The sequence below is a fragment of the Xenorhabdus mauleonii genome (assembly GCF_900113945.1).
Classification (GTDB): domain Bacteria; phylum Pseudomonadota; class Gammaproteobacteria; order Enterobacterales; family Enterobacteriaceae; genus Xenorhabdus; species Xenorhabdus mauleonii.
In genome coordinates, this window is the sequence record NZ_FORG01000005.1 from 251,633 (window position 1) to 266,247 (window position 14,615).

Sequence of the window (14,615 nt, forward strand, 5' to 3'; positions counted from 1 at the left end):
TAGAACTTCGCTCTTTAGGGCGACGAAGATGTCAACTTTAAGTAACAAGCCAACGCGACACACTAATTAAGTAATTAGCGAAATATCTGACTCTGCTAAATGTATAAGCATGATATAGAGTGCGTATCCATTATTCATATGAATAAACTGATTGGATAATTCATTGATGTTATATGAGTCTCTAATTATAAGGAGGGGTAATTGGAATTGACATTGGGATCAGACCTAGCACGTTTAGTCCGTGTTTGGCGCGCTTTAATTGATCATCGTTTGAAACCGTTGAAATTAACTCAAACACATTGGGTTACTTTATACAATATTAGTCAGCTACCACCAGAGCAATCACAGATACAGCTCGCGAAAGCTATTGGTATTGAACAACCATCTCTGGTAAGAACTCTTGATCAATTAGAAGAAAAGAAACTGATTACACGTCATACATGTGCCAATGACCGACGAGCGAAAAGAATCAAATTAACCGGGGAATCGGAAACTTTTATCCAAGAAGTGGATAGTGTTATTGATTCGACAAGGAAAGAAATCTTGGAGGGAATTACTCACGATGAGTTAATCCTACTTGCTTCTGTAATAAAAAAAATTGAAAAAAACATCAGCCAATTACATAAACAGGTAATATAAAAATTAACCTATAATAAAATCGCGGTCCAGATCCTGGTCAGCCGCGATTTCTTGGTTTTGTATTCTCTGAATATTTCAGAGAGGTGATACAGTGAGAGAACCTCCGCTATCAGCAATTTTGACGCGTTGGCCTCTGCTAAATGGAACTCTATCTAATTTCTGTACCACAATGATATTTCTTCCGCTATCCGTACGAACCTCTAGTTCAACACCTTTCGTTTGGTCTATATATCCTTCAATCCCTTGACCTGCCATACCACCAGCAATGGCGCCGGCAGCTGTAGCGAGTCTTTGGCCTGAACCACCACCGACTGTATTACCTAATAGCCCGCCTAAAACAGCCCCACCAATGAGACCTAACATATTAGGATCTCCAGCTTGATTGCCTTTAATGGTGACGGGACGTACAGACAGAATAGTACCATAGGTTACTGCTTGAGCTTGTTTGGCTTGACCAATAGAATAAGTATCACTAGAAAGTGCTCCCATGTCTGCACAACCTGACAATGTTGTTACTACAACTGCACCAACCAGGAAACGTTTGAACATAGTCACTCCTAATTTTAATGCCCGATAGGGAAGCTTGATAATAAACTGACTATCAAGCATGCGCTACTGTTAGCAGAAAACTCTCAGTAGAGAACTTATTGTTAGCAGAAAATTAATAAATCTGCTAACCATTGATACGATATATTTGCATATAACCAATGCGTATAGCGTACTCCTAAAGGAATAATTCCTAACCAAAAGTTTAGCATGTTTTGTGAAGAGCTTTCCAAAACTCAGATTTTATCCCCGCTATTAATCAGTAAACATATATAGTCCAAATAGATGTGTTTTATAGTTTACTCGAGATTAGAAGTATCAATTTGCTAAATGTAATCCATTCTTTAAATAGGAGAGTATTCATGAAATCAGGACGTTATATTGGTGTTATGTCTGGCACTAGCATGGATGGCGTTGATGTTATTTTGGCAGAGATTAGTGATAAAGTTGTTATCCAACAAGAAAGTTATAATCATCCTTTCCCGCAAGAACTTAAACAGCAATTGCTTTCTATCTGTCAAGGGCAGCAAACAACTTTATCAATGGTTGGTCGATTTGATTATGAACTCGGCACACTTTTTGCCGAAGCAGTACTGGGACTATTGAATAAAACAGGCCTGAATGCCAGTGATATTACTGCCATTGGATGCCATGGCCAGACAGTTTGGCATGAACCTGATGGCGAAAAACCTTTTACTATGCAAATTGGTGATAATAACCGCGTTGCGGCACTTACCAATATTACAACTGTGGGTGATTTCAGGCGGCGTGATATGGCTTATGGCGGTCAGGGAGCACCATTGGTACCGGCATTCCACATGGCTGTACTGGGGCATCCTACAGAAAAGCGTGTCATTCTTAATATAGGTGGAATTGCAAATATTTCTGCATTGCTGCCTAATTCTGCGGTAAAAGGGTATGATACTGGGCCTGGTAATATGTTGATGGATGCCTGGACATGGCGGCACAAGCAACTGCCTTATGATAAAGATGCATTATGGGCTAACGAAGGCACTGTGGTTGAACCTTTACTGCAAAAAATGCTATCCGATCCTTATTTCGCACGAACTGCACCAAAAAGCACAGGTCGAGAATACTTTAATATGGCATGGTTGGAAAAACAGCTAGCCGATTTTCCTGATGTTATGCCAGTAGATGTTCAGGCAACATTAGCTGAATTAACGGCTGTGAGTATTGTTCAACAAGTTATATTAAATGGTGGATGTGAGCGTCTTTTAGTCTGTGGTGGCGGTGCACGGAATCCACGTGTCATGAGCAGGATGTCAGAATTGTTGCCGGATACCGAAGTGACTACGACAGATAACTATGGATTGAGTGGTGATGATATGGAAGCCTTGGCATTTGCTTGGCTGGCATTCAGAACAATGTCTGGGTTGTCTGGTAATCTGCCATCAGTAACAGGTGCGGATAGGGAGACAATTTTAGGTGCAATTTATCCCGTAGTTAAATAACTTATTGAGCAATTAGCAGTTAGTTGCAAATGATTGTTAATTGCAAATAGCGGTTGATTGTAAATAACAGTTAGTTACAAATAGCAGCTAACTGCAAATAGCACTTATTTGCAAATAATAATTAGTTGTAAATAATAGTGATATGCTAATACCCATAAATAATCGAGAGCTAAAAATGTCAGAATATAATGAAATGGCTATCGCAGAATTGCGTCGCGAATATATACGTGGTGGGTTAAGGCGCAAAGATCTAACGGAAGAACCGATAGAACTTTTTGAACATTGGTTGAAGCAGGCCTGTGACGCTAAACTCAGTGATCCAACAGCGATGTGCATTGCTACGGTAGATGAACATGGCCAACCTTACCAGCGTATCGTTTTACTAAAACATTTTGACGCCCGCAGCCTAGTTTTTTATACCAACCTTGGTAGCCGCAAGGCAAAACACTTAGCTCAGAATAATCGAATCAGCCTTCATTTCCCTTGGTATCAATTGGAGCGGCAGGTTAGTTTTCTTGGTAAGGCGGAGCGTTTATCTCCTACTGAAGTCATAAAATATTTTCATAGCCGCCCAAGAGACAGCCAAATTGCAGCATGGGCTTCTCAACAATCTTCACGGATCTCTGCCCGAGGCATTCTGGAAGGAAAGTTTTTGGAGTTGAAACAAAAATTCAAAAATGGCGAAGTGCCGTTGCCCAGCTTTTGGGGGGGATTCAAAGTCGAATTTGATTCGGTAGAATTCTGGCAGGGAGGCGCCAACCGTTTACATGACCGTTTTCTGTACCAACGAGAAGATAATGGATGGCATATTGACCGTTTAGCTCCTTAACAAAGAGCTAACTTACGTCGAAATGCCCGGTAGTATGCAATAGCTTTCAGATTACAGCCTATAAAATAGGGGCTTGATAATTTGAGTGGATAATTACTGTTTTTAATACTGGCACTTATATTACTGGCGTTTTATGCTATAGCACGTGATTTATAACGAGATGCTTATATAGATATATAGGTAAAATATACAAACCGATGGAGTCATTGATGTCTAGCAATAACCTGATTAAACAACTGCAAGAGCGGGGCCTTGTTGCCCAGGTAACGGATGAGGAAGCGTTAGCTGAGAGACTGGCGCAAGGTCCGGTTTCTCTCTATTGTGGCTTCGATCCTACCGCTGACAGCTTGCATTTGGGCCATCTGGTTCCTTTGCTGTGTTTAAAACGATTCCAACTTGCTGGGCATAAGCCTATTGCATTGGTTGGCGGCGCGACAGGTTTGATTGGCGATCCAAGTTTTAAAGCAACAGAACGCAAATTGAACACAGAAGACACTGTCCAAGAGTGGGTTGAGAAAATTCGCAAGCAGGTTTCACCATTCCTCAGTTTTGAAGGTGAGAGTGGCGCAGAGTTAGCCAATAACTATGAATGGTTTGGTGAAATGGATGTGCTGACTTTCTTGCGTGATATTGGTAAGCATTTTTCTGTTAACCAAATGATTAACAAAGAAGCGGTAAAACAGCGCTTGAACCGTGACGATGTTGGTATTTCATATACTGAATTTTCTTACAATCTATTGCAGTCATATGACTTTGCAAACCTGAATGGTAAATATGGTGTTGAATTGCAGATTGGGGGTTCAGACCAATGGGGCAACATTACATCAGGTATTGATTTGACTCGTCGCTTACACCAAAAACAAGTGTTTGGTATGACAGTACCGCTGATCACCAAGTCAGATGGAACCAAATTCGGTAAAACAGAAGGCGGGGCAGTTTGGCTGGATCCTAAGAAAACCAGTCCATATAAATTTTACCAGTTCTGGATTAATACGGCAGACGCAGATGTTTATCGTTTCCTGAAATTCTTTACATTTATGAACATTGAAGAAATCAATGCACTTGAAGAAGAAGATAAGAACAGCGGTAAAGCGCCACGCGCTCAATATGTATTGGCTGAACAAGTTACAGGCATGGTACATGGTGACGCTGGGCTGACTGCGGCAAAGCGTATTACTGAAAGTTTGTTCTCTGGGAATGTTGCTGATTTAACCGAAGATGACTTTGCTCAATTGGCTCAAGATGGCATGCCTGCGATTGAACTTGAAAAAGGGGCTGATTTGCAACAAGCATTGGTCAGCGCTGAATTTGTTCCTTCTCGCGGACAGGCTCGCACCATGATCAGCTCTAACGCGGTTTCCATCAATGGTGAAAAGCAGTCTGAACCAATGTATGTCTTTGCGGACTCTGATCGTCTATTTGGACGCTATACCTTACTGCGTCGCGGCAAAAAACATTATTGCCTGATTAACTGGAAATAATTCACACAAGTAAAAGTTTTTATTAAGGGCAACAGTAATGTTGCCCTTAAAGTATAACGATATCTTAATAAGCCATCTGTGAATCAAAAAATAATAAACTAGGCCTTATCATGAAAAATATTCTTTCAATTCAGTCTCACGTTGTTTTTGGTCATGCAGGAAATAGTGCTGCTGTTTTTCCAATGTACCGTATGGGAGTGAACGTATGGCCATTAAATACAGTTCAATTTTCTAACCACACACAATATCCTCAATGGCGTGGTTGTGTGATGCCACCAGAGCATCTGACTGAAATAGCGCAAGGCATCGGTGAAATTAATAAACTCGCTTCCTGTAATGCGGTATTGAGTGGTTATATTGGCTCTGCAGAGCAGGGAGATCGTATTCTCGATATCGTGAAACAGGTTAAGCAAGCTAATCCCGAGGCTTGGTATTTTTGTGATCCGGTTATGGGACACCCAGAAAAAGGTTGTATTGTTGCTCCAGGAGTGGCGGAATTTCACTGTGAAAAATCATTGCCTGCCAGTGACATTATTGCGCCTAATTTATTAGAGCTTGAAATATTATCTGAACGAAAAATTGAAAATGTGGAACAAGCAATATCTGCGGCACGTGCATTATGTGAAAAAGGTCCGAAGATTGTGCTGGTGAAACATCTTAGTCGTGCAGGATATAAAACAGATTGTTTTGAAATGCTGTTGGTAACCAAAGAGCATAGTTGGCATATTAGCCGCCCATTGATTGATACAGGAGCGCGTCAACCTGTTGGTGTTGGCGATTTAACCAGCGGCTTATTCTTAGTGAATTTATTAAAAAGCCCATCTTTGGGGAATACAGAATTACAAGCTGCGTTAGAGCATGTAGCAGCCGCTGTTTATGAAGTGATGCTGGAAACGCAAAGAAGCGGAGAATTCGAATTACAATTAGTCGCTGCACAGGACAAAATGGTTGTACCAACATATCATTTCAGCGCACTACAAATTGACTGACATATCCCTGTTACTTGTCACTTTCAAGTCGCGGCTTGAAATCTATTATATCCATTGGGATAGGTAGCCAGTCTAATTAAGCTTCCGGTACGGCTGTACCGGAAGCAAGCAATATTGAAAGAATATCTACCTGAAATCACCCATAATTAATTTAAATCAAGCCTTCTGCCATTAGAGCATCATGAACATTGGGACGTTGCTTAATTTTATCCCTATAAGCGTTTAAATATACCAATTCAGAAATATCTAATTTTGTGGTGGGTGCCCACAGAATAATGACGAATAGATAAGAATCTACGACGGTAAAATGATCCCCAGCGATATAAGGCTGTTTTGCTAAGATGCCATCAATATAAGCAAAGTGAAATTTTAGCTTTTTTATCGCAATATCGATAGCGGCTTGGGGAGCTGCCATAATCGGAAACAGAGGCGAAAAATTTTGATGCAATTCACTGGATATGTAACTTAACCATTCTATTTGATGGTAATGCTCCATTGTGCCTGTCGGTGCGAGTAGGTTTTTATCAGGTTTTTGGTCGGCAATATATTTAAGAATGGCAGTCGCTTCCGTGAGTATTTGGCCATTATCAAGCAGAATTGTAGGTACTTTTCCTTTGGGATTGATAGCACGAAAATCAGCACCACTTTCAGTTTTTTTATTTATTAAATCCACTTTTACCATACTGAAATCCAAACCTGTTTCACGAAGAATGATATGGGGGGAGAGTGAGCAAGCTCCCGGTGTATAGTATAGTTTCATAACTTGTTCCTTAATTAAGCCTTTAATTTTGTGGGTATGTTAATTTTGGATACAATAAAACAAAAAACAGTAGTCGTTTTTTATTTAAAAGTCAATATGTTAAGCAGGGAGCAAAGGGGAGGAATAAGCCCAGTGTAATAAAAATAACCGGGCTTATTGAGTAGGTCAATTATCTAGCGTTCTTATTTCAGTTCTAGCTCATTCATTGCAGCGATGCTAAAGCCACCATCTACATGCAGGATCTCACCCGTAACGCCACCAGCCAGATCAGAACACAGGAATGCAGCCGCATTACCCACATCTTCTGTCGTGACAGTACGACGGATAGGTGTCACTGCTTCGCAGTGTGCCAGCATTTTACGGAAGTCTTTAATACCAGAAGCCGCCAAAGTACGAATTGGGCCAGCTGAAATGCCGTTAACGCGAATGCCTTCAACGCCCATTGCATTTGCCATATAACGAACGTTTGCTTCCAGAGACGCTTTTGCCAGACCCATTACGTTATAGTTAGGGATAGCACGTTCTGCACCCAGATAGCTCAGGGTAAGCAGGGCAGAATTAGGATTCAGCATGCTGCGGCATGTTTTTGCCATCGCAACAAAGCTGTATGCACTGATGTCATGTGCAATTTTGAAACCTTCACGGGTAACAGCATTAACATAATCACCATCAAGTTGATCAGCAGGTGCATATCCGATGGAGTGAACGAAACCATCGAATTTAGGCCATACTTTACCCAATTCAACAAACAATGCGTCGATGCTTTCATCTTCAGCAACATCACATGGCAGAACGATATTAGAATTCAGTGATGCAGCGAACTCTTCGACACGAGGTTTCAGCTTGTCATTTTGATAGGTAAAAGCCAGCTCTGCTCCTTGATCGTGCATTGCTTTAGCAATCCCATAAGCGATAGACAGTTTGCTGGCGACGCCAGTAATGAGAATGCGCTTGCCGGTCATGAAACCCATAGCAGTATCCTTATTGTTCTTTGTGAGCAAACACCAATAGTCACGGAGTTAAAATAATATCCATAATATGACCAAGGTGTTTATTGTTAATAAACGGGGACGATTCTACCATGCCGGAGAGAAATGTGGTGAGTTTCCTACTCTGTTCCGATCAGTGAATAAAATACGTCCGGTTAACATTAAAAATCAGGTGATATCTTGCCGCCAAGCATCGGCGGATAGCGCTTCACCAAAATGACTGGCTATCAATTTGCGTGTAATGTCATGCAACGGGGAAGCCAGCACCTCCGCTGTATTACCACGTTCAACAACTTCCCCTTCATGCATCACCAGCATTTGATCACTGATATGCTTCATCATACCGAGATGCTGGGTTACATAGATGTATGAAATCCCATGTTGTTCCTGTAATTCCAGCATTAAGTTGATGATTTGGGAACGCATTGACATATCAAGGGAAGCCAATGCTTCATCAGCAACAATAATTTGTGGCTGCAATATTAATGCCCGTGCCAGAGCGACACGCTGCTTTTGCCCGGAGGCGAGCATGTGCGGATAATAATTGGCATGATCTGACCGTAATCCGACTTGGCGTAATGTCTGATTGATCCGTTTCTCGCGTTCAGCCGGGGATAATTCGGTATTCAGGATTAACGGCATATCCAGAATTTGCCCGATACGCTGGCGAGGATTCAACGAAGTACTGGGATCTTGAAAAATCATGCGTATGCGTTGGCTGCGATAACTGTAATCCCCGTAAGTCAGTTTATGGCCGTCGATCAGAATTTCGCCGGAAGTCGGTTCAATAACCCCTGACAGCATTCTTGCCAGTGTGGACTTGCCGGAACCATTCGCGCCAATGATGGCCAGCGTTTTTTTCGGTTGCAAAGTAAAGCTCACCGGTTTTACGGCGTCGAGGTGCAGTCGGCGAAATAATCCCGTTTGATAGCGGAATGTTTTAGTCAGATTTTTGACTTCCAGTAATGTATCAACCAATTACGGCTCCTCCATATTCAAAGGGAAATGGCAGGCGAATGCATGGCTTTTAACCACTCGTAGCCGTGGGGTCTCAATGCAAGTTTTCTGGGCATAGGGACAACGTGGCCCTAAACGGCATCCCACCGGCAGGTGTTCCAGAGAGGGAATGCCTCCCGGCAGTGTATTCAGCCGGCTTTTATGTGGAAGCGGGCTGCCAAAGTCAGGAATTGAACGGATAAGCGCCTGTGTATAAGGATGGTGAGGCGTTACCAGTAATTCATCTGGGGTGGCGCTTTCCACGGTTTGGCCGCAATACAGCACATTGATCCGTTTGACCAGTTTGCTCATCATTTGCAAATCATGACTAATCAATAAGATCGTCATGTTGTTGTTTTGATTCAAACTCGATAGCAAACGGAAAATTTGGGCCTGTGTTGTTGGCTCCATGGCATTGGTTGGTTCATCTGCAATCAGCAATCTGGGTTGATTGGCAAGGGCAATGGCAATCATGACTTTCTGGCACTCACCTTCTGTTAATTCATAAGGGTAACTGTGCATGATGTCGTTATGATCTTTAATGCCAACGCGGTGCAATAGCTCGATTGCACGGCGCTTTCGCCAATTAAATCTTTGCCACCAGCGGCCTTTATACGTCCAGCTGGGGATGGCTTGAATGAGTTGCTTGCCAATATTTTCAGATGGATCGAGACATGACTGTGGCTCCTGAAAAATCATTGAAATATTGTGGCCTATCACTTTGCGGCGTTGCCGTGGTGTCAGGCGCAATAAATCAATATCGTTGAAACGAAAACGATCAGCAGTAACATTGAGGTTATCTTTTGTGACGCCACAAATCGCTTTGGCAATCAGACTCTTCCCTGATCCAGACTCGCCAGCCAGACCGAGGATTTCACCTTCTGTCAGTGAAATACTGAATCTATCAACGGCTTTAACGGGGCCTTCAGCGGTCATAAACTCAATGGTGAGGTTTCGAATATCAAGTAATGGCATTATTCGACTCCTGCATTAATGGCTCGATGGAGACCGTCGCCCAGTAAATTGACCAACAGGACACTGAGCATAATTGCGGCTCCGGGCAGCATAACGGTCCAAGGTGCAGCATAAAGTAATTCCAGCGAATCCCCCAACATGGCACCCCATTCAGGTGACGGTAATTGCGCTCCGAGATCGAGAAATCCCAGGGCTGCGATATCAAGGATAGCGATAGAAAGGGCCCGGGTTAATTCACTGACAATCACGGCGGTAATATTGGGGAAAATGGCGTAGCGTAAAATATGGTAATTTGAAGCACCATCCAGGCGTGCGGCAGTAATATATTCTTTATCCAGCTCGTCATGTACTGCGGTATAAACGGTGCGGACTATTCTTGGCAACAATGCCAGACAAACCGCTATCATGGCATGATGCAGGCTGGCTCCGACAAATGCAACGACAATAATCGCCAGCAACAGCGAAGGAATCGAGAGCAAAGTATCAAGGATATGATTCAGGACTGCTGATTTCAATCCATGACTCATGCCCGCAAGACTCCCGATAACTAAGCCGACAATAGCAGCGATCGCAGTGACAATCAGCGCAGTTCCAAATGTGGATGATGTCCCAATCAACAGACGGCTAAAAATATCGCGTCCAAGATCGTCAGTTCCGAGGAAAAAAGCGACGTTGCCGTGATGTGACCATGAAGGAGGCATAAGCTGTTCTACAAATTGCTGGTCAAGCCGATATGGGGCGATATAGTCCCCCAATAAACTTAACGCAATTAAAATCAGCACCCCATAAAAACCCATCATTGCCAGCAGGTCAGAATAGAAGAATCGCCAGATAACTTTTAATGGCGAAGGCATTTTCTTTTCCTGATAAAAGTTATCTAAAGGCATACCATTCCTTATGCTTCAGAGGATTAGCCATCGCTCCAATAATATCTGTCAGTATATTGACTGAAATAACCAAGGTTCCTACTACCATAACACCCGCTGAAATTGCTGAATAATCTTGCTGGCGAACAGCACTGATAAGCCAACGCCCAAGGCCGGGCCAGTTAAATACCTGCTCTGTCACCATAGCCAATGTAAGCATGGTTGAAAATTGTAACCCCAATTTGGGAATAATGGGGGGCAATGCATTATGCAACAAGTGACGACGGATAATTGTCAATCTTGACAAGCCGCGTGTTGCCGCTGATTTAATATAGTTTGCAGTTGAGATTTCCTCCGCACTGTTGCGCATCAAACGAATGACTTCCGTCATGGGCGCTACCGCCAATGTGAGAACCGGCAGGATCATATGCTGAATGACGCTCATGATCATATCATTGCGATAAGGCGATTTTGACAGCCAAGCATCAATTAATGCGGAGCCTGTCACCGGCTCCATCCGGTAGAGCAAATCAAATCGCCCTGAAACAGGCAGCCATCCCAGATGGAGAGAAAAAAGGAGAATGAGCAGCAGGGCCAGCCAGAATACAGGGATAGAAAAGCCACATAACGCAAATGTACTGATAATGATGTCTGCTTTTTTATTGCGCCAAACACCCGCGACAATCCCCAGAGGGATCCCGATGAGTAATGCGATGGAGAAAGAGAGAATACAAAGCTCCATAGTCGCCGGGAGCACTTCATACAACTGCGTGATAATTCGCTCACCATTAATGCTGGAAATGCCAAAATCCCATTGCAGCAGGCTACGGAAGTAAAATAGATAAGCATCCACCAATGAAGCACCGCTCAAAGGACCATGCGGCGTGAAATACATCAGGCTGAAGCTGATAAATGAAAGAAAAAATAGCGTCACAACCAGCAGCACCAAACGACGCAGGATATAAATAATCATTCGCTTCCCTTTTTATTTTCAGCAGGAACAGGGGTGCTTTGCTCACGGTAAACTTTACCAAAGGAGCTGTTGCCAAACGGACTCAGAACCAATCCTTTAATGTTATAACGAAAGATTTGTAAGCGCATTGAATAAGCTAATGGTAGTACAGGTAATTGTTGAGCGAGAATTTCTTGTGCAACATGATAATTGTTGATGCGTTCTGCAAGTTGTTGATTCAATAATGCTTGATGAAGAGCATCATCAAAATCCGCATTACACCAGCGGCTCAAGTTGGTTTGGGACGCAATGGCGGCACAACTCAATAATGGGCGGAAAAAACTGTCAGGGTCGTTGCTATCGGTAGACCAACCCGCCAGAGTCATATCGTGGGTTTTATCCATCAACTGATTTTCCTGAAAACGGCCTTCGACGGGGCGAATGGACATTTTAATGCCGACATGTGCCAAATCGGCCTGAATGAGTTCAGCCATCTTCAGGGGGCTTGGGTTGTAAGACTGCGATGCAGTTGGCACCCATAACGTCAATTCCAGACCATTTAATCCCAGTTTATTTAACATCTTCCGGGATTTTTCAGGATTATATTCGGTGATTTCAGCACGATTATCATACGCCCAAGATGCGCGGGGCAAAATAGATGCCGCTGTTTCTGCCGTGCCATAATAAATTGATTTCATCAACCGTTGGTTATTGATGGCATAAGCAATTGCCTGACGGACTTTCAATTGATCCAATGGCGGTTTACTGGTATTGAATGCCAGATAAGCGATATTCATTCCTGAGCGCAGTGTTTGTCGCAGGTTTGGATCATCATGCAAGATATTCCATTGGTTGGCATCGGGGTATGCCAAGACATCACATTCACCGGTAAGGAGCTTGGAGATTCGGCCAGTACCGCCAGCCCCTGTATCCACAACGACCTGTTCCATTTGGGGCTTGCCATTCCAGTATTTGTCATGGCGAACAAGGCGGATAAATTGCTCCACTTGATAATCTTCCAGCATGAAAGGCCCCGTGCCTACAGGTTTCCAGTCTATCTGCTCTTGCCGGTTCATTTGGTGGAGCTTCTGGGCATATTCTTGGGACAAAATAGGAGCATAGTGGGTTGCTAAATGCCAAATAAAGGAAGCGTCAGGCGCATTAAGTTGAAATTCAACGGTATATTTGTCGATTTTACGGATATCCTTGACTGCATCACCAAACTGCAAGCTATCAAAATAAGGATAATTGCCGCCATTGACGTAATGGTAATAGTGCGTTTTATCAAAGAGGCGGCGGAAACTGAACACGACATCATCCGCATTCATTGTGCGGGTTGGCGTAAACCATTCGGTCGATTGAAAAGCAACATTGCGGCGCAGATAAAAACGATAGGTTGCGCCGTTATCCCGTATTTCCCAATGAGTGGCCAGTTCCGGAGCCAAGCGGTAGGTTAGGGGATCAACGCCCAGCAGACGGTTGTAAATCTGTGCGGCAAGCGTATCCACGGTTAATCCACTGATGGATTTCTGTGGATTAAATGTATTCAGGTTGCCGTTGACACAATAAATAAACCCACTCTGCCTTAAGTCAGTTGAAGCGTGAGATAGACTTTCCGTAGTATCGTGAATTCTGGATCTGGGAATAAGTGTGGTAGTTGTTGTTTTTATAGTCTTTTCTGTCACAGGTTCTGGAATAGCATTATTGGCCGCCGGGGCGGGGAAAGAAAATAATAATATGATCCAGTAAATCAAATATCGCATATAAAACGTCAGCCATAAAAAAGAATCTGGCCATTGTACTTAATTAACGCTTTTTGCTCAAAAACAACGGTCAGATCACGATAGTGAGAAGTATTCTCAATTAAATGCTTTACAAATAGAATTGAGAAGTATTATCATTTGCATGTGCTTTAGGGAAACACGCTTGTAACTTCAAGTTGGGAGTTCCAAATAAAGCGCGACATTGCTCACATTGCTTCCAGTATTTTATTAGCCGGCTCGGGTGCCGGCTATTTTTTTATCTGCTTCATACCGATTTTCAACTACTGATTTTTACCGACTGACCTTCAACTACTCACTAACCTGAATGCTGATGTGGTGTTTCTTGATTAACCCACGTAGCTGATGGTAAGTCAGATTGAGTTTATTAGCCGCTTTTTTCTGATTGAATTGGCTTTCAGTCAACGCCTGCATAATTAAACGCTTTTCACTGTCATTTTGCCATTGCCTTAAATCGAGTGGTAATTTCGGGAGGAAATAATCGATAGAATCATTATCTGTTGATAGGGGAGCCGGAGATTGTGAGGTCAATTGCTGTGACGCTGAAAAGGGATTAATAATAATGGAATTTAATTCACTTTCATTGTTACCGTGTCGGTAAATTGAGCGCTCTATCACATTTTTTAATTCACGCACATTACCGGGCCAATGATAAGAAAGGAGTTGTTGCTTGGCCTCGTCGGTAAAACCGGGGAAAAAAGGCAGATTGAGTTCCTGGCACATATGGATGGCAAAATGTTGTGCCAATAACATGATATCGGGGTGTCGTTGGCGCAATGGGGGGATTTGTACGACATCGAACGCGAGCCTATCAAGCAAATCAGCCCTGAATTTTCCCTGAACAGCCATAGCAGGCAGGTCTTCATTGGTTGCGCAAATCAAGCGTACATCAACCTGCAATGACTGATTGCCGCCAACACGTTCCAAATAACCATATTCAATTACCCGCAGTAATTTTTCCTGCACCTGCATGGGTGCGGTAGCCAATTCATCAAGAAATAATGTTCCTCCGTCTGCCCGTTCGAAACGTCCTTGGTGTTTTGCTCGGGCACCGGTAAATGAACCGGCTTCATGACCAAATAGCTCTGAATCAAGCAAGTTTTCATTGAGTGCTGCACAATTGAGCGAGATGAACGGCCCCTGCCAACGTGGAGAAAGATAATGCAGGCGGCGTGCGATCAGTTCCTTACCCGTTCCTCGTTCCCCTAAAACTAAAACGGGTTTATTCAATTTTGCCAGTGCAGAGACTTGCTCCAAAATTTCAATAAAACAGTTTGCTTCACCTAATAGGTTATCAATGAACTGAGGCATGGTATTTTTCGCCAATAGTTAGTCAATTT

General features: G+C 43.1%; 14 protein-coding genes. 5 read left to right on the forward strand and 9 right to left on the reverse strand.

Going from position 1 to position 14,615, the window contains the following annotated elements; translation table 11 throughout:
* The first annotated feature begins 201 nt into the window (after positions 1 to 201).
* Positions 202 to 639 carry a transcriptional regulator SlyA gene (gene slyA, locus BM100_RS07350; RefSeq protein ID WP_092509432.1) on the forward strand — a complete coding sequence of 146 codons (438 nt, stop codon included), beginning with the start codon at positions 202 to 204 and terminating at the stop codon, positions 637 to 639.
* A gap of 75 nt (positions 640 to 714) precedes the next feature.
* On the opposite strand, the gene BM100_RS07355 is transcribed toward slyA, so the two are convergent.
* On the reverse strand, positions 715 to 1,188 hold the full coding sequence (locus BM100_RS07355) for an outer membrane lipoprotein (protein ID WP_092509434.1): 474 nt from the start codon (positions 1,186 to 1,188) through the stop codon (positions 715 to 717).
* A 359-nt stretch (positions 1,189 to 1,547) separates the two neighbouring features.
* Between BM100_RS07355 and anmK the strand changes: the two genes are divergently transcribed.
* The 4 genes from anmK to pdxY all read left to right on the forward strand — a co-directional run bounded on the left by anmK (position 1,548) and on the right by pdxY (position 5,956).
* Positions 1,548 to 2,657, forward strand: coding sequence for an anhydro-N-acetylmuramic acid kinase (anmK, locus tag BM100_RS07360; protein ID WP_092509436.1), 1,110 nt, complete (start codon positions 1,548 to 1,550; stop codon positions 2,655 to 2,657).
* Positions 2,658 to 2,832: 175 nt separating this feature from the next.
* Positions 2,833 to 3,486 carry a pyridoxamine 5'-phosphate oxidase gene (pdxH, locus tag BM100_RS07365; RefSeq protein WP_092509438.1) on the forward strand — a complete coding sequence of 218 codons (654 nt, stop codon included), beginning with the start codon at positions 2,833 to 2,835 and terminating at the stop codon, positions 3,484 to 3,486.
* Between the two features lie 209 nt (positions 3,487 to 3,695).
* Positions 3,696 to 4,967, forward strand: a complete 1,272-nt coding sequence (gene tyrS, locus BM100_RS07370) for a tyrosine--tRNA ligase (protein WP_092509440.1) — start codon at positions 3,696 to 3,698, stop codon at positions 4,965 to 4,967.
* 110 nt (positions 4,968 to 5,077) lie between these two features.
* Complete coding sequence (pdxY, locus tag BM100_RS07375) at positions 5,078 to 5,956, forward strand: pyridoxal kinase PdxY (protein ID WP_092509442.1); 879 nt, start codon at positions 5,078 to 5,080, stop codon at positions 5,954 to 5,956.
* 151 nt (positions 5,957 to 6,107) lie between these two features.
* On the opposite strand, the gene gstA is transcribed toward pdxY, so the two are convergent.
* From gstA to pspF, 8 genes are all read right to left on the reverse strand, one after another.
* Positions 6,108 to 6,716: a glutathione transferase GstA gene (gstA, locus tag BM100_RS07380; RefSeq protein ID WP_092509444.1), complete on the reverse strand. Its 609-nt coding sequence runs from the start codon at positions 6,714 to 6,716 to the stop codon at positions 6,108 to 6,110.
* Positions 6,717 to 6,898: 182 nt separating this feature from the next.
* Positions 6,899 to 7,687 (reverse strand): enoyl-ACP reductase FabI, encoded by a 789-nt coding sequence (fabI, locus tag BM100_RS07385; protein ID WP_092509446.1) that lies wholly within the window; start codon positions 7,685 to 7,687, stop codon positions 6,899 to 6,901.
* 186 nt (positions 7,688 to 7,873) lie between these two features.
* The gene (gene sapF / locus BM100_RS07390) at positions 7,874 to 8,683 is read right to left on the reverse strand and encodes a putrescine export ABC transporter ATP-binding protein SapF (protein WP_092509448.1); all 810 of its coding nucleotides are present in this window, start codon (positions 8,681 to 8,683) and stop codon (positions 7,874 to 7,876) included.
* Positions 8,684 to 9,676 (reverse strand): putrescine export ABC transporter ATP-binding protein SapD, encoded by a 993-nt coding sequence (gene sapD, locus BM100_RS07395; RefSeq protein ID WP_092509450.1) that lies wholly within the window; start codon positions 9,674 to 9,676, stop codon positions 8,684 to 8,686.
* Positions 9,676 to 10,563 (reverse strand): putrescine export ABC transporter permease SapC, encoded by an 888-nt coding sequence (gene sapC / locus BM100_RS07400; protein WP_092509452.1) that lies wholly within the window; start codon positions 10,561 to 10,563, stop codon positions 9,676 to 9,678. Before sapC ends, sapD begins: the two co-directional genes overlap by 1 nt.
* Positions 10,550 to 11,515, reverse strand: a complete 966-nt coding sequence (sapB, locus tag BM100_RS07405) for a putrescine export ABC transporter permease SapB (protein WP_092509454.1) — start codon at positions 11,513 to 11,515, stop codon at positions 10,550 to 10,552. The genes sapC and sapB overlap by 14 nt, the downstream gene beginning before the upstream one ends.
* Positions 11,512 to 13,257, reverse strand: coding sequence for an ABC transporter substrate-binding protein SapA (sapA, locus tag BM100_RS07410; RefSeq protein WP_092509456.1), 1,746 nt, complete (start codon positions 13,255 to 13,257; stop codon positions 11,512 to 11,514). The genes sapB and sapA overlap by 4 nt, the downstream gene beginning before the upstream one ends.
* 309 nt (positions 13,258 to 13,566) lie before the next feature.
* Complete coding sequence (gene pspF, locus BM100_RS07415) at positions 13,567 to 14,586, reverse strand: phage shock protein operon transcriptional activator (protein ID WP_092509458.1); 1,020 nt, start codon at positions 14,584 to 14,586, stop codon at positions 13,567 to 13,569.
* Positions 14,587 to 14,615 lie beyond the last annotated feature (29 nt).